18 protein-coding genes are annotated in these 17892 nt (G+C 66.5%); 8 read left to right on the forward strand and 10 right to left on the reverse strand.

What is annotated here, in order from left to right:
- Positions 1 to 3: 3 nt before the first annotated feature.
- Complete coding sequence (locus tag ACQR1L_RS05775) at positions 4 to 2022, reverse strand: PAS domain-containing protein (protein ID WP_434856968.1); 2019 nt, start codon at positions 2020 to 2022, stop codon at positions 4 to 6.
- Positions 2023 to 2466: 444 nt separating this feature from the next.
- Positions 2467 to 2619, reverse strand: a complete 153-nt coding sequence (locus ACQR1L_RS05780) for a hypothetical protein (RefSeq protein ID WP_434856969.1) — start codon at positions 2617 to 2619, stop codon at positions 2467 to 2469.
- Positions 2620 to 2946: 327 nt separating this feature from the next.
- Here ACQR1L_RS05780 and ACQR1L_RS05785 point away from each other — a divergent pair, with 327 nt between their 5' ends.
- Positions 2947 to 3675, forward strand: coding sequence for a Crp/Fnr family transcriptional regulator (locus tag ACQR1L_RS05785; RefSeq protein ID WP_434856970.1), 729 nt, complete (start codon positions 2947 to 2949; stop codon positions 3673 to 3675).
- 43 nt (positions 3676 to 3718) lie between these two features.
- A complete protein-coding gene (locus tag ACQR1L_RS05790) occupies positions 3719 to 3901 on the forward strand; it encodes a hypothetical protein (RefSeq protein ID WP_434856971.1) in 183 nt (60 codons plus the stop codon).
- A 74-nt stretch (positions 3902 to 3975) separates the two neighbouring features.
- Here ACQR1L_RS05790 and ACQR1L_RS05795 read toward each other — a convergent pair whose 3' ends face one another.
- The 3 genes from ACQR1L_RS05795 to ACQR1L_RS05805 all read right to left on the reverse strand — a co-directional run bounded on the left by ACQR1L_RS05795 (position 3976) and on the right by ACQR1L_RS05805 (position 7793).
- Entirely contained in the window at positions 3976 to 4446 is a 471-nt protein-coding gene (locus ACQR1L_RS05795; RefSeq protein WP_434856972.1) for a DoxX family protein, read from the reverse strand.
- A 133-nt stretch (positions 4447 to 4579) separates the two neighbouring features.
- Positions 4580 to 6277 (reverse strand): response regulator, encoded by a 1698-nt coding sequence (locus ACQR1L_RS05800; RefSeq protein ID WP_434856973.1) that lies wholly within the window; start codon positions 6275 to 6277, stop codon positions 4580 to 4582.
- Positions 6267 to 7793 (reverse strand): ATPase domain-containing protein, encoded by a 1527-nt coding sequence (locus ACQR1L_RS05805; RefSeq protein ID WP_434856974.1) that lies wholly within the window; start codon positions 7791 to 7793, stop codon positions 6267 to 6269. The genes ACQR1L_RS05800 and ACQR1L_RS05805 overlap by 11 nt, the downstream gene beginning before the upstream one ends.
- A gap of 451 nt (positions 7794 to 8244) precedes the next feature.
- On the opposite strand from ACQR1L_RS05805, the gene ACQR1L_RS05810 reads away from it, so the two are divergent.
- Genes ACQR1L_RS05810 through ACQR1L_RS05820 form a run of 3 tightly spaced genes read left to right on the forward strand, consistent with a single transcriptional unit; the run spans position 8245 to position 11863 of the window.
- Positions 8245 to 9012 (forward strand): FadR/GntR family transcriptional regulator, encoded by a 768-nt coding sequence (locus ACQR1L_RS05810; protein WP_434856975.1) that lies wholly within the window; start codon positions 8245 to 8247, stop codon positions 9010 to 9012.
- A gap of 20 nt (positions 9013 to 9032) precedes the next feature.
- Positions 9033 to 10436 (forward strand): amidase, encoded by a 1404-nt coding sequence (locus ACQR1L_RS05815; protein WP_434856976.1) that lies wholly within the window; start codon positions 9033 to 9035, stop codon positions 10434 to 10436.
- Positions 10437 to 10447: 11 nt separating this feature from the next.
- The gene (locus ACQR1L_RS05820) at positions 10448 to 11863 is read left to right on the forward strand and encodes an amidase (RefSeq protein WP_434856977.1); all 1416 of its coding nucleotides are present in this window, start codon (positions 10448 to 10450) and stop codon (positions 11861 to 11863) included.
- A 335-nt stretch (positions 11864 to 12198) separates the two neighbouring features.
- Here the strand turns inward: ACQR1L_RS05820 and ACQR1L_RS05825 are convergent, their stop codons facing one another.
- Positions 12199 to 13221 (reverse strand): YihY/virulence factor BrkB family protein, encoded by a 1023-nt coding sequence (locus tag ACQR1L_RS05825; protein WP_434856978.1) that lies wholly within the window; start codon positions 13219 to 13221, stop codon positions 12199 to 12201.
- Between the two features lie 344 nt (positions 13222 to 13565).
- Between ACQR1L_RS05825 and ACQR1L_RS05830 the strand changes: the two genes are divergently transcribed.
- From ACQR1L_RS05830 to ACQR1L_RS05840, 3 genes are all read left to right on the forward strand, one after another.
- Positions 13566 to 13811, forward strand: a complete 246-nt coding sequence (locus tag ACQR1L_RS05830) for a DUF3551 domain-containing protein (RefSeq protein WP_434856979.1) — start codon at positions 13566 to 13568, stop codon at positions 13809 to 13811.
- Positions 13812 to 14026: 215 nt separating this feature from the next.
- Positions 14027 to 14155 carry a hypothetical protein gene (locus tag ACQR1L_RS05835; RefSeq protein ID WP_434856980.1) on the forward strand — a complete coding sequence of 43 codons (129 nt, stop codon included), beginning with the start codon at positions 14027 to 14029 and terminating at the stop codon, positions 14153 to 14155.
- A 9-nt stretch (positions 14156 to 14164) separates the two neighbouring features.
- A complete protein-coding gene (locus ACQR1L_RS05840) occupies positions 14165 to 15055 on the forward strand; it encodes a hypothetical protein (protein WP_434856981.1) in 891 nt (296 codons plus the stop codon).
- A gap of 92 nt (positions 15056 to 15147) precedes the next feature.
- On the opposite strand, the gene ACQR1L_RS05845 is transcribed toward ACQR1L_RS05840, so the two are convergent.
- The 4 genes from ACQR1L_RS05845 to ACQR1L_RS05860 form a co-directional block, all read right to left on the reverse strand.
- On the reverse strand, positions 15148 to 15627 hold the full coding sequence (locus tag ACQR1L_RS05845; protein ID WP_434856982.1) for a GNAT family N-acetyltransferase: 480 nt from the start codon (positions 15625 to 15627) through the stop codon (positions 15148 to 15150).
- A gap of 74 nt (positions 15628 to 15701) precedes the next feature.
- Positions 15702 to 15974, reverse strand: a complete 273-nt coding sequence (locus ACQR1L_RS05850) for a hypothetical protein (protein ID WP_434857245.1) — start codon at positions 15972 to 15974, stop codon at positions 15702 to 15704.
- A gap of 138 nt (positions 15975 to 16112) precedes the next feature.
- Positions 16113 to 16832, reverse strand: a complete 720-nt coding sequence (locus ACQR1L_RS05855) for a hypothetical protein (protein ID WP_434856983.1) — start codon at positions 16830 to 16832, stop codon at positions 16113 to 16115.
- Positions 16833 to 16861: 29 nt separating this feature from the next.
- Positions 16862 to 17704 carry an alpha/beta fold hydrolase gene (locus ACQR1L_RS05860; protein WP_434856984.1) on the reverse strand — a complete coding sequence of 281 codons (843 nt, stop codon included), beginning with the start codon at positions 17702 to 17704 and terminating at the stop codon, positions 16862 to 16864.
- Positions 17705 to 17892 lie beyond the last annotated feature (188 nt).

Here is a 17892-nt window from a genome sequence, read left to right on the forward strand (position 1 = left end):
GCGTCATGGCGACGCCTGTGCCACGCGCGGCAGGGTCACCGTGAACGTGGTGCCGACACCGGCCTCCGAGGTCAGGCTGATGCTGCCGTTCAGACGGCCGAGCAGCGACTTCACATGCGCAAGGCCGATACCCTCGCCCGGCTGGTCAGGCTTGCCGGCGCGCTGGAACAGCTCGAACACCCGCGCCTGGTCCTCGGGGCGGATGCCGCGGCCGTTGTCGGCGACATGAAACAGCACGTCGCGGCCGCGCTCCTCGCCGGTGATGGCGATGCGGCCGGGACGCGCGGGATCGAGATATTTGACCGCGTTGTCGAGCAGATTGCCGAAGATCTGGCCGATCGCGAGCGGATCGGCGACGAGCCGCGGCAGCGGCGCGACCTCGATGATGGCGCCTGCCGTCTCGGTCTGATGGCGGATGGCGTCGGCGAGCTTCTGCACCAGCGCGCTCATGTCGAGCGGCTCCGGATGCAGCGGCTGCTGGCCGTGGCGCGAGACCTTCAGAATGGCGGAGATCAGCCCGTCCATCTTCTGCGTCGCGGCGCGGATGAACGACAGGGACTCGTCGAAGTCGCGCTCGGCCTGCTGACGCACGGGATCGGACTTCGGCAACCGGCCGGCGTCGAACATCTCCTCGCGCAGGCTCTGCAGCTCCTGGGCAAAGCCCATGATGTTGACCAGGGGCGCGCGCAGGTCGTGACTCACGACATGGGCATAGCGCTTGATCTCCTCATTGGCGACTTCGAGGCGCTCGTTGAGATCGCGCAGCCGCGCTTCCGCGGCCTTGCGATCGGAGATGTCGATCGCGGTGCCGATCAGGCGAACGCAGCGGCCGGACGCGTCGAACAGACCGCGGCCCTTCGCCGCCACCCAGCGTACCACGCCATCGTTCTTGCCGATGGTGCGATATTCGACGTCATAGAGCGCACGCTGCACCGGGTCGGCGGCCGCCGCGAAAGCCGCGTTGGTCGCCTCGGAATCGTCGGGATGCACGCCCTCGTAGAAGTCCGCGATCGTGATCGCCGCGTCCTCGGCGACGCCGAACATCTTCCTCACCAGCGGCGGCCACACCAGGACATCGTTGACGGGGTCGTAGTCCCAGAAACCGATCTCAGCGAATTGGGTGGCCAGCCGGAGCTGTTCTTCCGTGTCGCGCAGCGCGGCCTCGGCCGCGCGACGCTCGTGAACGTCGAGCAGCACGCCGGGGAAGCGCACGGGCCGGCCGTCGCGCTGCTCGACACGGCCATTGGCCTCGATCCAGCGATAGACGCCGTCGCGGCGGCGGACGCGATATTGATGCGCGTAGGATCCCCCTGATGTCAGCGCCTCCTGGATGACGGCTGCGAGCCCGGCCTGGTCCTCCGGATGCACGGTCATGGTGACCTGCTCGAGGCTCAGCCCCTCGCGTCCGAGCGAGGGATCGAGGCCGAAATTATGCGCAAAATTCTCGTCGACGGTGAAGCGGTTCGACGGGATGTCCCAGACCCAGGTGCCGATGATCGCGCCCGCCGCGAGCGCGAGCTGCACGCGCTCGGCATCGGCGCGCGCCTGCATCTCGCTGGCGCGCAGCGCCTGCTCGGCCTCGACCTGCGCCGACACCTCCATGTTCACGCCGAACCAGCGCCTGACCTTTCCGGAGGCATCGCGCATCGGCTGGATGCGGGTGAGAAACGGACGAAAGAGGCCGTCGGCGCCGCGCAGCGGAAAAGTCATCTCGAACGGCTCGCCGGTGGCGATCGAGGCCTGCCAGCGCTCCATCACCGAGGATAATTGCTCGGGATCATGCACCGACTGCCAGCCCCAGCCTTCCATCTGCTCGGGCGTGCTGCCGCAGTATTCGTGCCAGCGGCGATTGTACCAGACGATGTAGCCGTCACCATTGGCGATCCAGCACAGCATCGGGATGCCATCCGCCAGCAGGCGGAAATCGCGATCATCGAGGGTGCCCGCGACAAGGTCAGGAAGATCGTAGGCAAGGGATGTCTGATTGCGCCAGAAACGACGCACGAACTCGCGACTGCTCATCCATCCCCCACTTGCGGCGACATTGCCGCCTCGCCTTGCACGACCCACGGGCAGTCACGAGTCAACGCATCGACGTAACGGCTGGGCGGGGCGGAAGTTCCACGCGAGGAACAGATTTCTCGATCGCTGCAAGGCGGCTAAAAGGGCCGGAGATGCGCCGGACATTCGGCGCAATCGGCTCCGTATTGTCCCGAATTGTCTTCCGGCGCTGATCCGCCGATTGATCTCGTGAGTTTTGGGATCGTGATGTCAGACGTGCCAGACAACAAGAGCGGCTTTTCGGGCGACGGGGGCAGCGGTCTGCCGTCGTGCCGCAGCTGTGGCCAGCCCGCCCCTCGGATTCGGAGCATCCTCAATCCCCGGACAGGAGTTGCAGAGCGGCTGTTCAATTGCTCTGGCTGCGGAACTCTCAACTGGGTGGAAGCCCGGCAGCGGTGAGCGCCCCTAGCTCTTGGGCACCTCGGAACCCGGCGGAACCTCCCGGGCTTCCTCAGCCGCAAGCAGCTGCTGAATGACCCTGCGCTTCTGCTCGTCGGTCTCGGACTCGAGCAGCTGACGAAAGCGGCGAATGTTTTCGTTCCGGATGTAGCGTTCCATGCGGGCTGCCTCTCCGTCCTGATGAGGAGAGGATGCGAGCAAGTGCGTGCCGAATCAACCTAAAAGGAATGAGGGTCGTCCCGCGCCTCGGCCCTCTCTGCCCGCGCAAAATGCGACGGAGCAAGAAAATAATCCGGCGAGGGAACAAAACTGACGCTCACCGGATTGTCTTGCACCAGCCCCACTTCTTAGCGGGAGGCTGGCCGAGAGATGATTGTGCTCCCCCTGCCTGCGCAGCGAAATTTGGCATATCGCTCTCCGGTCCCAAAGACCCTGCCTCAAGTCGATGGTCTTGTCCTTCGCCATCGCGAGCATCCGATGCACCACATGGCGACGCTGGTCCGCAAGCTGCGGAACGCGACCGAGCTGAGCGAAGACGACATCAAAGCGATCGAGGCGCTTCCCGTCGCCATGAAGGCGGTCGACGCTGAAACCCACATTGTATTCGAGGGCGACAGTCCGAGCGCGTGCTGCCTGATCATGAGTGGGTTCGCCTACCGCGCCAAGGTCACGGAGACCGGCAAGCGCCAGATCCTGTCGTTCCATATCCCCGGCGACCTGCCCGATCTGCAGAGCCTGTTACTCAAGACCATGGACCACGACCTCGTCACCATCTCCGCGGCGACGCTGGGTTTCATCGACCATGACGACATCGCCCGCCTGATCGATACACGTCCAGCCGTAGCCCGTGCGCTGTGGCGCGAAACCCTGGTCGATTCGGCAATCTTTCGCGAACGGGTGCTGAACCTGGGCGTGCGCTCGGCGTCGGCCCGCATGGCTCACCTGCTCGCGGAGCTGCGGCAGCGGCTGGCCGAAGTCGGCCTCGTCGACGACAACGAGTACCAGTTCCCGATCACGCAGTCGGATCTCGCCGATGCGCTCGGCCTCAGCACCGTGCATGTGAACCGCGTGCTTCAGGAGTTTCGCAGCCAGCGCGTCCTGGACATCCGCAAGAACCTTGTCAAATTGATCGATGTCGACAAAGTCGTCGCTGCCGGAGAATTTGATCCCGCGTATCTCCATCAAATCGACAACTCCCCTCGCGGGGGCCTGTAGCCGGAACAGACGAGATGCGCTTCTATGTCACACATCCGGCGAAATGCCCGGCGACGCCGTCGAGCTTCCGGACGTCGAGACGGCGCTGCGGGAGACGGCGGACACCGCCCTCGCGATCGCGCGGGACCGGCTCGACCTTGCATTGACCAATGTCAGCCTGGAGGTCAGCTCCGACCATGGACCCGTCGGACGCGTGACGGTGTCGGTGCTGATCGCGCGGAGCTGACGGAGTATCAAACGCGAGAGCCGCCCATGGGGCGGCTCCCTTGCAATCGCAGATGGTGAAGTGAAGGGGCGATCTCACGCCGCCGCACGGGCCGGCAGCACGCCGGCGCGGGGCTTGGCCTGGGCGAGGTGCACCTTCCAGGCCTCGATCGCGACCACCAGCGAAGTGATCGCCCAGAACACGGGGTATTCGTAGCCGCCGGTGTTCCAGGTCCAGCCGAAGCCCTTCACGACCTGCAGGGCATAGACCGCGAACAGCAGCAGCGCGGTGGCGCCGAGCGCGGCGAAGCGCGTGCAGATGCCGAGCACCAGCGCAACACCGGCAGCGCATTCGGACGCGGCGGCGATCACCACCCAGATCTCCGGCGGATGAAAGCCGGCCTTGGCGAAGAAGCCAGCGGTCGCGGCCGACACGGTGCCGGCGGCGAACTTGCCGGCGACATGGGGAAACAGAAACAAACCGCAGATAATGCGAAGGATGTTCAGGCCATTCGAGAGATCGAAATTCTCCGCCTTGATGCGGAAGTCGTCCTTGGTGAGCCACATGGTTTTCAACTCCTTTCCGTCTGCGCCTACTATTGCAGCGGGGGGAGTAGCAGCCATTGCGGCACATCAAAATGCGGTGAGCGAAAAACGCAGAGCTGACGCTTGATTATCGATAGCTGCGTTGCTCAACTAATCAGGACGTGCGCGCACGCGACCAGACGTTCTCCACCTTCACCGCATCCAGCGCGGCGGCGAGCTCGTCGATCCGATAGGGCTTCGGCAGGATCCGAACCCCCGCCTCCCGCGCGGCGTGAACGGCCGCGCCGGAATAGCCCGAGGTCAGCAGGATCGGCATGTCGACGCGCCGCTTCTGGATCTCGCGGGCGAGATCGACGCCGTTCATGCCGCCGGGCATCATGACGTCGGAGAACACCAGATCCACGTTGCGGCCATCGGCCAGCGCGCCGAGCGCGGCCGCAGCGCTCGCAGCGCGCGTCACGTCGTAGCCGAGCTGGCGCAGCATCTCGCTGACGAGCGCGGCGACCTCGTCGTCGTCCTCGACCAGCAGGACCCGGCCTTCGTCGGGGCGGCGCGGGCGCGGCCGGTCGAGATCGACCAGATGATGCTGATCCTTGGATGCGGCCTGGGTGGATCGCGGCAGATACAATGCGATCGTCGTGCCATTGCCGATCGCCGAGTCGATCCGCACGCTGCCGCGCGACTGGGTCACGAAGCCATAGACCTGCGCCAGACCGAGTCCCGAGCCCTTGCCGATGTCCTTGGTGGTGAAGAACGGCTCGAACACCCGCACGCGCACCTCGTCGCTCATCCCGGTGCCGGTGTCGATCACCGACAGGCGGACATAGTCGCCGGCCAGTTCATCGTCGTCGAGATCGCGCAGGTTCTCCGCGCGCACCACGATCGTGCCTCCGCTCGGCATCGCGTCCCGGGCGTTGACGGCGAGGTTGAGCACGACGAGTTCGAGCTCGCCGGGATCGACCTCGACCGGCCACAGATTGTCGGGAAATTCGAACTGCACGTGCACGTCGCCGCGCAGGCTGCGGTCGAGCAGCTCGCGCATGCCGCCGATCTGGCGGGCGATGTCGACCGGCTCCGGCCGCAGCTCCTGCCGGCGCGAGAAGGCGAGCAGCTGACGCGTGAGGCTCGCGCCGCGCTGCGCCGCCTGGATCATACCGTCCATCAGGCGCCGCCGCCGCGCCGGATCGCTCTGCCGGTCGAGCATGTCGAGGCCGCCGGAGATCACCATCAGCAGGTTGTTGAAGTCGTGGGCGACGCCGCCGGTGAGACGGCCGATCGCCTCGATCTTCTGCGCCTGCCGCAGCGTCTCCTCGACGCGGGCGCGCTCGGCCATCTCGACGCGCAGATGTTCGTTGGATTCTGCCAGCGCGCGGGTGCGCTCGACGACGAGCAGCTCGAGCTGCTGCGCCGACTGTTCGCGCGCATCGATCAAGGCGCGGATCTCATACTGTCGGCGGCGGGCGCGCAACGCCGACTGCACCGCGCTGGTCAGCGTGATCGGCTGGATCGGCCGCTCGAGCAGCGACACGTTGCGCAGCGCATGGACCAGCTCGCGCCGCCACGACACGACAGCGCGCTGCTCACGATGGCTGGTCAGTACGATGAACGGCAGGTCGGACCAGGGCGGCTGCCGCTCCGCCCATTGCCGCAGCGGCGCAGTGGCCTTGGCGAACAGCCCCTCTTCGGCCACGACCACCGCGCCGACGCCAGCGCTCATCTCCGTGATGAGCTCCGACAGGTCGCGGCAAACGGCCGTCGCGATCCGCGCGCTGCGCAGCAGCTCCGCCGAGGCCGGGCCGTCGCGGCCGATCGGCGCGAAAACGAGAACGCGGTGATCCCGCTCAGCGCTCATCTGGCATGCTCGTCTCGGGAATGTCGGTGCCGGTATATTGCGGACTGCCCGCGAAGATGCCGCTGAACGCCTTGAGCGGCGGGCCCAGGCTGATGCCGGCGCTGCTCATGCGGAATTCTCGGATGCTATGCTCGTGGTGACCGCTGCGCTTCTTGACCACCGACATGGCACGCCGGACGTTACCCCCCGCCTCGAAATAGCGCAGCATCAGCACGGCATCGCTGAGATAGCTGATGTCGAGCGGCGTATCCATCGGCCCGACCATCCCGTGCTGCGCCAGAACCAGGATGGTCAGCACGCCCTGCTGGCCGAGATAGGTCAGAAGCTCGTGCATCTGCAGGATGAGAAAGCGCTCGTCCGGCATGGCATTGAGATAGCCGTTGAGACTGTCGATGATGACGACGCGGGCGTTGTCCCGCTCGACGCTGTCGCGGACGATGGCGCCGAACTCGCCCGGCGACAGCTCTGCCGGATCGATCTGCTGGAAACGGATGCGGCCGGATTCGATGTGGTCATCGAGCGCCAGGCCCAGCGTCCGCGCGCGCGCCTCGACGGTGCCGCGCCCCTCGTCGAAGGCGAACAACACCGCATGCTCGCCGCGTTGCGCGGCCGCGATCGCATAGAGCATCGCCACCGACGACTTGCCGACGCCGGCCGCACCGATCAGCAGCGCATTGGTGCCACGCTCGAGCCCGCCGCCGAGCAACTGGTCGAGCTCCGCATTGCCGCTCGGCGTGAAATCACCGGTGAAATTCCGATGATGCTCGGCCGCGACCAGGCGAGGATAGATCTTCAACCCGCCGGGCTCGATGGTGAAATCATGGTAGCCGCCGCGAAACGCGATGCCGCGCATCTTGATCACACGCAGCCTGCGCCGCTCCGCGCCATAGTCGATGGCGAGCTGCTCCAGCATCACGACCCCGTGCGCAACGGAATGCAGTTGGAGATCGTCCTGCGACGAGGAGAGATCGTCGAGCAGGATGACGGTGCATCTGCGTCTGGCGAAGAAGTGCTTCAGGGCAAGCACCTGACGGCGATAACGCAGCGGGCTCTGCGCGAGCAGGCGCAGCTCGGACAGGCTGTCGATCACGACGCGGCTCGGATTGATCCGCTCGACCTCGGCGAACATCAAGCCGGTGGTCTCGCTGAGTTCGACCTCGGCCGGATGAAACACCGTCAGCTCGCGTTCCGGATCCAGCGTGGTCTCCGGCGGCACCAGTTCGAAAATGTCGACACCAGTCAGCGACCAGCCGTGCCGTCGCGCCACCAGGTCGAGTTCGCGGCCCGTCTCCGACAGGGTGATGTAGAGCACGCGCTCGCCGAGGCTCACGCCCTTGAGCAGGAATTGCAGCGCGATGGTGGTCTTTCCGGTCCCTGGCCGGCCCTCATAGAGATAGAGGCGATTGGGATCGAAGCCGCCGCCGAGGATGTCGTCGAGGCCGTTACTCCCGGTGGAAACGCGCGGCAGATCGCCGGGGCCGCCATTGTCGCTCCCGCGAACAGGCTCCTCCGTCATGCAAAGCTCCGTCGTGACAATGAACTCAACGGCAATCACCCGACCGGGGCAAACCGCAGGGTTCGACCGGCCAGACAGGAACACGATGAAGCCGCTCTGGGTTCCCGCGGAACCGACACTGGCACCGCAGGCGGTGGGAGACGCTTGTGTCTGGTGAGAGTTCCTAGCGCCGCGATGGCGGTCAGCTCCCCTCCCCCTTGCGGGGAGGGGTTGGGGGTGGGGGTGACTTGCTCGGAGCGGAATGTGGGGCACGCGACGCAAGCGGCAGGCATCAACGCTTAGCTCGCGGGAGAGGTTAGGTCTCATCGGCACTTTTTCCGGGGACCCCCACCCCCGACCCCTCCCCGCAAGGGGGAGGGGAGCGCAGCGGGGTCGTGGCGCGATCGAAGCCTGCTCGCTCACGACCCAGACGGAACCCGCCTTGACACCTTAATTCATCATGATCATTATGATGATCATGACCATCAACATGCGTCCTGCCGCCAAGACCCCCGAACGCATCGCGCGCGCCTTGCGGGCGCGGATCATGGAGGGGGCGATGGCGCCCGATGACGCCCTGCCCGGCGAGAAGGAGCTGATGGCGGAGTTCGGCGCCAGCCGCGGGTCGGTGCGCGAGGCGCTGAAGTCGCTGGAATTCCAGGGCATGATCTGCTCGGTCCCGGGCCCGCGCGGCGGCGTCCGGGTGCGCGCGATCGAAGAGGAACGCGTGTTCGACTACATGCGCAGCTTCTTCCATTTTCAGGCCCTCGAGGCCGAGCAGATCTATGCCGTGCGCAAGCTGGTCGAACCGGCGCTGGCCGAGAGCGTCGTCGGTCATCTCAGCGACAGCCATTTCGCGCGGCTTCAGGCCAGCATCGCCGTGCTCGACGATCACGACATCCACGCCTGGGCCGCTCAACGCGCGGCAGAAATCGAATTCCACGAGATCCTGGCGGAAGCCTGCCCGAACCCGCTGCTGGCGATGATGGCTCGCTTCGTCAACGAGGTCATCCGCAGCGCGGTGGCCGGCACCGCGCCATCGCCGACACATGCGCCGGACGAACGCGCCTTCGTCCATGCCAATTGCACGGCGCATGCGGCGATCGTCGCCGCTCTGCGCAAGGGCGACCGGGCCAAGGTCAAGCGGCTGATGCTGGCGCATATCGAACAGGCCGAGCAGTTCATCGTGCCGCTGCACGCGCGCACCCTCGCGCGACGCCCCGCTCCCAAATCCTCCTGATCGCATAAGGTTTGCTACGCATGGATACGCCGCTGTGGCGCTGGTCGGCCACGCAACTTGCCGCCGCCATTCGCACCAAGGAGATCACGAGCCGCGAGGCCGTCAGCGCGAGCCTCGACCGCATCGCCGCACTCAATCCCGAGCTCAATGCCGTGGTCTCGGTGCAGCACGAGAGTGCGCTCGAAGCAGCTGACCTCGCCGACCGCATGGTGGCGGCGGGTGCGGCGCTCGGACCTTTGCATGGCGTGCCGGTGACGACGAAGATCAACGTCGACCAGCGGGGATTGCCGACCACCAACGGCGTCGTCGCCTTCAAGGACAACATCGCCAAGGACGACGCGCCCGTCGTCGCCAATCTGCGGCGCGCCGGCGCCGTCATCATCGGCCGCACCAACACGCCGGCGTTCTCGATGCGCTGGTTCACCGACAACGACCTGCACGGCCGCACGCTCAACCCGTGGCGGCCCGACCGCACGCCGGGCGGATCGAGCGGCGGCGCGGCGGTCGCCGCGGCCACCGGCATGTGCGCCATCGCGCACGGCAATGACGGCGGCGGCTCGATCCGCTATCCCGCCTATTGCACCGGCACCGTCGGCCTGCGGCCGTCATTTGGCCGTGTACCGGCCTTCAACGGGACCGCGCCATCGGAGCGGCAATTGTCGCTGCAACTGATCTCGGTGCAGGGCGCGATCACGCGCAATGTCGAGGACGCACGGCTGGCTCTCGCCGCCATGGCGGCGCCCGATCCGCGCGATCCCTGGCATGTCGCGATGCCGCTCGACGGTCCGCGCATCGACCATCCCGGCGTCGCGGTCTGCCTCGATCCCGCCGGCGTCGGAATTGCGCCGGAAGTCGAGGCCGCCGTGCGCAAGGCCGCGCATATCCTGCACAATGCGGGCTACGACGTGACCTGGCGCGACCCGCCCGATGTCGCCGCCGCGGCCACCGCGTGGAACGACTTTGCCCAAGGCGAGTCGCGCGTGACGATTGCCGCGCAAGTCGCTGAGCATGGCGACGCGCTGGCGCGGCGCGCCTTCGAGCTGATGATGAATCGCACGCCGGAGCTCGATGTCGGCATCCTGATACGGCTGTCCTCGGCGCGGGCGACCTATCTGCGGCGCTGGCAGCTGTTCATGCAGGATCATCCGCTGGTGCTGTGCCCGGTGGCGATGGAGACCGCCCTGCCCTACGGCGTCGATGTCGAGAGCGCTGCCAGCGTCGATCGGTTGTATCGCTCGCATGTCTTCCTGTTCGCGACCGCCTTCCTCGGGCTGCCCTCGATCAGCGTGCCGACCGGCGTGCATGAGGGCATTCCGATCGGCGTCCAGATCATCGGTCCGCGCTTCCGCGAGGACCTCGTCCTTGATGCAGCGGCCGCGATCGAGCACGCCGCCGCCGAATCCACCCCACCTCTCGCGCCGTAATGGACCGTCTCATGACCGCACAATCCAACGAGCTCTGGCGCTGGAACGCCGTCGATCTCGCCCGCGCCATCCGCGCCGGCAGACTGTCGAGCCGCGAGGCCGTGCAGGCGTCACTGGCGCGCATGGCCGAGGTCAATCCTAAGCTCAATGCCGTGGTGGTCGATCTCGGCGCCGAGGCTCTCGCAGCGGCGGATGCCGCCGATGCCGCCGTCGCACGCGGCGAGGCGCTCGGTGCGCTGCATGGCGTGCCGATCACCATCAAGACCAATGTCGATCAGATCGGCCAGGCCAACAGCAACGGCGTCGTCGCCTTCAAGGACAACATCGCGGCCGAGGATGCGCCCGTCGTTGCGAATTTTCGCAAGGCCGGCGCCGTCATCATCGGCCGCACCAACACGCCGGCGTTCTCCTCGCGCTGGGCAACCGAGAACGATCTGTTTGGCCGCACGCTCAATCCCTGGTCGCCGGAGCATACGCCGGGCGGCTCCAGCGGCGGTGCATCGGCGAGCGTTGCCGCCGGCATCACGCCGATCGGCCATGCCAACGATCTCGCCGGCTCGGTGCGCTATCCGGCCTGGTGCACGGGGACGGTGGGTCTGCGTCCAAGCTTCGGCCGCGTTCCCGCGTTCAATCCGTCTGCCAAGGTGGAACGCGCATTGTCGCTGCAATGGATGTCGGTCCAGGGCCCGATCACACGGAGCGTCGCCGATGCCAGGCTCGCGCTGTCGGTGATGGCACAGGGCGATCACCGCGATTCCTGGTGGGTGCCGGCGCCGCTCGCGGGCGCGCCGATGCGGCGGCCGATGCGCGTGGCGCTGTCGCGCGATCCGGTGAAGAGCGGTGTTCACGCCCATAATGCCGCGGCGCTGCAGCGCGCAGCGGATGCGCTTGCGGCCGCAGGCTATGTGATCGAGGAGCTCGATCCGCCTGAGATGGCCGCGATCATGGAAGACTGGCACATCCTGTCGCGCGCCGAAGCGCCGCGCATGCTGGAGGCGGTCTATGCCTATGGCGACGACGGCATCAAGCGCGCGATGAAGTGGCACATGGACGACGCGCCGCGCCCCTCCGCCGTCGACTACATGGACGCGCTGACGCGGCGCGCGACATGGCTGCGCAAGTGGAATGCGTTCTTCGATAAAACGCCGCTGTTGCTGTGTCCGGTCTCGCTCGCGCCGCCGTTCAAGCACGGCGCAGACGTCGCAAGCCGCGAGTCGTTCTACGAGATCGTGGCGGCGCAGGCGCCGTGCTTCGCGATCCCGGTGCTCGGCCTTCCCGCGATCTCGGTGCCGACCGGGCTGCACGACGGCCTGCCGACCGGCGTTCAACTGGTCGGACGGCGCTTTCGCGAGGACGTCGTGCTCGACGCGGCTGATGTGATCGAGCAGCACCTCGGACGGATCACGCCGATCGCGCCGACGTTCTGAGACGATCAGGCAATGAGCATGGCGGTTGTTTCCGATTGAGCTTTCGCCGTCTGCAAGGCCGTCATGTTCCTCCGGCCTCCGGCTGGCCGGATGACAAGCTCCGGCGGAACATCCAGTACTCCGCGGCAGCGAATATGAGGCCGAGGTGTCACGGCGTACTGGATCGTCCGCCTTCGCGGACGATGACAGACTTGGGAGGGGGCACACTGCCAACCATCGTCATTGCGAGCGCAGCGAAGCAATCCAGGGGCCAAAATGCACACGCTCTGTGTTGCCCCTGGATCGCTTCGCTGCGCTCGCGATGACGGCGGTGCCGGCGCCTTGAAAACGGCCGCCTAGGCGGAACGTCCGACGGTGTCCGCCATCGTGGCACCGCGGGCGCCGAGCGGCTTCTCGGGGCCGGTCGTCGTATCGCGCGTGGTCTGATGCTCGAGCTCGGCATCGAGCTCGCCGCCGATTAGGACCACGATCGCCGAGATCCAGATCCAGGTCATGAAGCCGATCGCCGCGCCCAGCGACCCATAGGTCGCGTTGAAGCTGCCGAAATTTGCTGCATACCAGGAGAACAGCGCCGATCCGGCGAGCCACAGCGCTGCCGCCAGCGCGCTGCCCCAGCTGATCCAGCGCCATTTCGGCTCCTCACGGTCCGGTCCGTAGCGGTAGATCAGCGCCAGCCCGAGCGAGACGCAGACGAAGATCGCGGGCCAACGGCCGATCCGCAGCACGAGATCGCCGACCTCGGACAGGCCGAGAGTGTTCAACAGCACGGGAAGCACGACGACGGCGCCGATGGCGAGCAGCGCGAACAGGATGGCGCCGCCGGTGAACAGCAGTGAGATCGCGTTCAGCTTGAAGAAGCCGCGCCGCTCCGGCTCGCGATAGACGACGTTCAGCGTGTCGAACAGCGACTTCATCGCCGCATTGGCGCTCCATAGCGAGATCGCAAGGCTCACCAGAAAAGTGATGCCGAGCGCCTGGCTGCCGTTGGCGGAGACCCGCGTCAGCTGGTCGCGCGCGATGTCGATGGCTCCGCCGGGCATGACTCCTTGCAGTTGCTCAAGGTGTCCCGTGATCTTGGCCGGATCGGAGAACAGGCCGTAGATCGCCACTAGCGCCGCCAGCGCGGGGAAGATCGCGAGCAGCGTATAGAACGTCATGCCCGCGGCCAGCGCCACGATCCTATGCTCGGTGACGTTCTCATAGACCCGGAACAGGACGTCCTTCCAGCCGCGCGCCGAAATCTCCGCCGGCGAGTTGGCGAGCCGGCCGCGGCCGTCGTCGTGTCGCGTACGCCCCGACGATTCGGGCCGCTGCTCCAGATATTGGATCAGGAAGGCGAGGCCGAGAAGCGCCAGCATGCCTCCGGTCCCTCGTCCACCGGGGCGCCTCGCGCCGTAGGAGCCCGTTGGGTCCTGGTGCGTGATGTCTGATTTCCGGGAGCGGCGAAACATGGGATCGGTCCATCACTGTCGAGTGATAGCAACCGGAGGATTCGACGAATGTTCCGGCCTCACGTATGCAGGCGCCTTGATCCTTCGAAACGGGACGAGCGTTACCGCTTCGGTGCCGGCGGACACGAGCAATTTGTCACCGCGCGTGAACGGAAGGCTGTGACAAGGACACAACAGTTAATGTAACCCGCGAGGAACGGGCCCGTGCACCCCCGCGTTTCACTGACACCTTCAACGCAAGGAAAAAACCTATGCGACGCCTGCTATTTGCTTCTCTCTCTGCCACCGCCATGCTGACCGGCTTCGCCGCGATCTCACCCGCCTCCGCCGCGCAGGACCAGTACTGCCTGCAGGGCAGGATCTGGGGATATCCGGGCAACTGCCAGTTCGCCACCTATCAGCAGTGCCTGGCCTCCGCCTCCGGCACCGACGCGGGCTGCGGCATCAACCCGGCCTATGCTTACGGCCGGCAGCGCGGCTACTATCCCCACCGATAAACACCGGTAAGGCCTTGCCTCTCGACGAACCGAACGCCAACACCGCTTGAGCTGAGAACGACGAGTTGAGAACGCGCGGCGGCCTGCCTGGCCGTCGCAGCACGCTGCAACCACTGTCCTGGTGTGTTGCAAGCCTGACACCTCCCTGTTGCGACAGACGGCCTGTTCGGCCGCACGATCGTGCGCCGCCTGTTCCCCCGCGCGCGTTCGGAACATTGCGCCTCGCCGCAGCTTATACGGCGACCGATGTCCAACTGGAGGAGGAAACCATGGACGGACTGATTTATCTCGTTGGCCTGATCGTGGTCATCATGGCCGTGTTGTCGTTCTTCGGCCTGCGCTGAGACGACAGCATGAGCATGGAAACCCAGCCCGTCGCCGCGCCGCCGATGGCACGCGCGCCTGCGGACAGTTGGACGCTGCAATGGACCCCTGTCATTGCAGGCGCCCTCGCCGCCGCCGCCGTCTCGTCGATCCTGATCAGTTTCGCGATGTCGGTCGGCCTCGGCGTCAGCTCCACCGCGCCGACATGGCGTGACGCTTCCGTGGCGCTGTGGATCCTGTCGGGACTTTACCTGGTCCTGCAGGCACTGATCAGCTTCGGTTGCGGCGGCTACATCGCGGGGCGCCTGCGCGCGCCGCACGGCCTCGCCGAGAGCGAGGAGACCGAAAAGCGCGACGGCCTGCACGGCGTTGCATCCTGGTCGCTGGCGGTGGTGCTGGGCGCGACGCTGGCGGTGCTCGGTGCCACGGCGGCGACACGGCCAAATGCGCTCTCCGCTCCCCAGATGGCCAATGAGCCGTCGGCACTGAGCTACGAACTCGATCATCTGTTCCGCTCGCCGCGGCGGGCGCCGAGTCCCGATCTTGCCCCGGCGCGGAGCGAGGCGGGCCGTATCCTGCTGACGGCATCGAGCCACAGCGGCGTCAGCGCCGATGATCGCACCTATCTGGTGCAGCTCGTCACCGGTACCACCGGCCTGGCGGCCCCCGACGCCGAGCGGCGAGTCGACGGCGTGATCGCCGCGGCCAAGAGCGCGATCTCGCGGACGCGGGCGGGCACCGTCATCCTGGCGTTCTCGGCTGCGACTGCGCTCCTGCTCGGCGCCGTCGCTGCCTGGGCGGCGGCGGAGAGCGGCGGCCGTCACCGCGACGGCCGGCCGGTCACCGGCTGGATGCTGCACGCGAACCGCTTCAGCCGGCGGCGCGACATGTGGCGACGGCCGATGTCGATGCCGGAATAATTCCACACCGGCATGATGACGACCAGCCAACGGCCCGGCGCTGTGCCGGGCCGTTCTGCGTTGCGCCGCGGTCGTCAGCGGCAGGCTCCAAGTCAGGTGAGACGTCGGATCATCGACCGCGCATCATCGCCATAGCTGGCGATCCGATCTTCGGCCGCGGCCGCCTCGTCCACCGCAAACCCTTGCTGCTCCCAGAACGGCACGGAGCCGTTGACGGCCACCAGTGACAGCGCGGGAAGGCCGAGTTCGAGCGCATGGGCGGCAAGCTCACCGACGATTCGTGCGGCGGCGCCGCTGCCGCGCGCCTTTGGCAACAAGGCGAGATCGTGGATGTAGTAGGTCTGCGCCGGCAAGGGCAGCTGCGCGATCAGCACGTTCAATGCCGGTGGCTTGCCGAGATGCCAGGGATGGCTGATCACATAGCCCGTGATGGCCGCCGTGTCGGAGACCAGCACGCGACACCCCGCGGGGTGCAGACGGAGCCGCTCGGCGAACACGGCAGGCTCCTCTGGATAAGCGGAATGCACACGGGCTGCGATACGGTCGACCGCGGCCAGATCAGCCGCCGTCATCGCGCGCCAGCTCAGGCGGCTCGCAACGGGTTGGCGTCCGCCCTGCCCTCCGCTCACCTGACTGTCCGCTGCGCTCACTTCGCGAGCGCCAGCCAGCGCTCGCAGGCCGACTGCGCCGCGGGCCATAGCGCCTCGGTCGGCTGGCCCCGGTGCAGCGCCTTGCCCACCTCGCAGATCGACATGAAGGCCGAGGAGCGCGCGTCCTCGACCTCGAGCGGCGCCGCCGCGCTCGGGCTGCGCACCAATCCCATCAGGCCGTTCAAGGTCTGCAAAGCCTCGGCCGGCGGGCTCGACGCCGCCGATCTCAGCGCAGCCACCACCTGTTGCGCCTTTTCCGCCTCCGTCATCACATCCGTCATGGTTCGCCGTTCCTCACCGTGCGAACGCTAGCAGCCCGCCCGAGGCCGGGCAATCCTGTGGGCGGGCGCCGCATGAGCGATGCCCCCCGGTTCCAGATCAAGCGTAGATCGCTGCATCAGGAGAGGTCAGGCAAGCCTGATGTCGGCGAGATCGATCGAAACGACCAGTGGCTCCGGCAGCGCGCTGCCATCGGGCGTACGTGGATAGATCTTCCGCGAGGTCGGGATCTTGAACCCTTGGACCTCGGCATAGCCCGAGATGTAGTGAGCGCCTGGCGTATTTCCGGCGATCTCGACATCGTAGTCGTGCCGCTTCAGGAGGCCGTTGCCATCGGCGTAGAGCGTCTGCACGGTGCTATGTGTCGCTACATCGGCCGGGAAAGTCACGCGCAGCCGCTGCCAGGTCTCGCCGTTTTCCTGCCAGTCGGACAAGGTCTCGGTGCGAACACCGTCACGCGCCAGCAGGAATGGCAGGTTCAGATACGTCCACATCGCACAGCCGGCGAAGTAGGCGAGCTGCAGCTCGGACCAGGGCGTCTCCAGCGTGTGACCGGCGAACGAGGCACGAGGATTGCGCAGCTCCTCGAGCACCTCGCCGTCACGGTTCTTCAACGACACATAGTCGGGACGAAACAGCGAGACTTTTCCGGCGGGGCCGAACGGAGCGTGGGACGCCCACTCCTCCTTCAGCCCGACCGTGACCGACGTCTCGTCGAGCTTGCCGGGATGTCCCTTCAAGCCCCAGAGGGCGCCGCCCTGCTTCAGCCTGGCGGTCAGGCTGGTGTAGTCGCGCCATGCGGCGATATCGCCATGGGCCTGGATGATCTTGGTGGTGAGGGCGTTCATGGAAAGCTCCTGTCTGCGCGAAGGTGCGTTCAAGCGTTGAGGAAGAGATCGACGTGCGCCGAGAACATCTCGGGATATTGGAACAGCGCGCCATGCGCGGAATCGGGATAGACGATCAGGGTCGCGTTGCTCATGGCCTTGAACATCTCGAAGGCATTGCTCACCGGAAACATCGTGTCGTCGCTGCCGTGGACGATCAGGGTCGGCTGAGCAATCCGCTTGAGCAGCGCGTGCCCCGTCGTCTTGTCGGCGCACCAGCGGATGATGGCCTTGGCCTGGGCGTCGCTGATCTCCTTGCCGCTCTCGGGATCACGTTCGTGAGTGCGCTTGGCCCCTCGCGCAACAAAGGCCCGACCTGCGGCCTGGCTCCGCTCGGAAGCGGTGAAGAACAGCGGAAGACGGACATCGGCCGCGTTCTGCGCGAAAGCCGCGGTGACGACCTCGAGCAGATGCTCCTCGCCGCCCTGCGGCGCGCTGCCCACGGAGGCGATCTTGCGCACCGCGATCTTGCCGCGCGCGGCCATCGCCTGCGCGATGAAGCCGCCGAGCGAGAAGCCAAGCAGATCGACCGGGCCGAGATCGAGCGCGCCGATGAAGGCTTCTGCGTCGATGGCCATCTGCTCCACGCTGTCGGGCGTCTGGCCGCCGGATGCGCCCACGCCGGCGTTGTCGAAGACGACGACCGTACGGTTCTGCGCGAGGGCATCGATCACGGCAGGGTCCCAGGAATCCATCGTTCCCGTGAAGTGCTGAAGACACACGAGCGGCGGCGTGCCTGCTTTGCCGAGCTTGCGATAGGCATATTTCACCCCGTCGGATGCGACGACGTAGCGGTTGGGCGATGTCTCGAATTGCGTCATGATGTCGGTCATCTCGAGTTGGGGTCGAAGGCTTGCTTCGGCTGGTCCTGATGAAAGGCGAGCGATCGCTGCGATCTCGTCGAGAGTCGCAATGTCTGTCGCCATTCGCGGCCGTAAGATCGGACGGACGATCTCCATCCTTGTTGCCTGCTTTTCGCTGGCCTGTGGATCATACGGAGTTATGGGTCACCACCGACCTC

This window comes from Bradyrhizobium sp. HKCCYLR20261 (assembly GCF_051168435.1).
Taxonomy (GTDB): Bacteria; Pseudomonadota; Alphaproteobacteria; order Rhizobiales; family Xanthobacteraceae; genus Bradyrhizobium.

Excerpts from the sequence above, each read along its gene's own strand:
- ACQR1L_RS05785 (WP_434856970.1), top strand. The coding sequence starts at position 2,947 with ATGGCGACGCTGGTCCGCAAGCTGCGGAACGCGACCGAGCTGAGCGAA.
- ACQR1L_RS05780 (WP_434856969.1), bottom strand. The coding sequence starts at position 2,619 with ATGGAACGCTACATCCGGAACGAAAACATTCGCCGCTTTCGTCAGCTG.
- ACQR1L_RS05805 (WP_434856974.1), bottom strand. The coding sequence starts at position 7,793 with ATGACGGAGGAGCCTGTTCGCGGGAGCGACAATGGCGGCCCCGGCGAT.
- ACQR1L_RS05845 (WP_434856982.1), bottom strand. The coding sequence starts at position 15,627 with ATGACGGCGGCTGATCTGGCCGCGGTCGACCGTATCGCAGCCCGTGTG.
- ACQR1L_RS05775 (WP_434856968.1), bottom strand. The coding sequence starts at position 2,022 with ATGAGCAGTCGCGAGTTCGTGCGTCGTTTCTGGCGCAATCAGACATCC.
- ACQR1L_RS05860 (WP_434856984.1), bottom strand. The coding sequence starts at position 17,704 with ATGACCGACATCATGACGCAATTCGAGACATCGCCCAACCGCTACGTC.
- ACQR1L_RS05795 (WP_434856972.1), bottom strand. The coding sequence starts at position 4,446 with ATGTGGCTCACCAAGGACGACTTCCGCATCAAGGCGGAGAATTTCGAT.
- ACQR1L_RS05850 (WP_434857245.1), bottom strand. The coding sequence starts at position 15,974 with ATGACGGAGGCGGAAAAGGCGCAACAGGTGGTGGCTGCGCTGAGATCG.
- ACQR1L_RS05820 (WP_434856977.1), top strand. The coding sequence starts at position 10,448 with ATGACCGCACAATCCAACGAGCTCTGGCGCTGGAACGCCGTCGATCTC.
- ACQR1L_RS05830 (WP_434856979.1), top strand. The coding sequence starts at position 13,566 with ATGCGACGCCTGCTATTTGCTTCTCTCTCTGCCACCGCCATGCTGACC.
- ACQR1L_RS05800 (WP_434856973.1), bottom strand. The coding sequence starts at position 6,277 with ATGAGCGCTGAGCGGGATCACCGCGTTCTCGTTTTCGCGCCGATCGGC.
- ACQR1L_RS05840 (WP_434856981.1), top strand. The coding sequence starts at position 14,165 with ATGAGCATGGAAACCCAGCCCGTCGCCGCGCCGCCGATGGCACGCGCG.
- ACQR1L_RS05815 (WP_434856976.1), top strand. The coding sequence starts at position 9,033 with ATGGATACGCCGCTGTGGCGCTGGTCGGCCACGCAACTTGCCGCCGCC.
- ACQR1L_RS05825 (WP_434856978.1), bottom strand. The coding sequence starts at position 13,221 with ATGCTGGCGCTTCTCGGCCTCGCCTTCCTGATCCAATATCTGGAGCAG.
- ACQR1L_RS05790 (WP_434856971.1), top strand. The coding sequence starts at position 3,719 with ATGCCCGGCGACGCCGTCGAGCTTCCGGACGTCGAGACGGCGCTGCGG.
- ACQR1L_RS05855 (WP_434856983.1), bottom strand. The coding sequence starts at position 16,832 with ATGAACGCCCTCACCACCAAGATCATCCAGGCCCATGGCGATATCGCC.
- ACQR1L_RS05810 (WP_434856975.1), top strand. The coding sequence starts at position 8,245 with ATGATCATGACCATCAACATGCGTCCTGCCGCCAAGACCCCCGAACGC.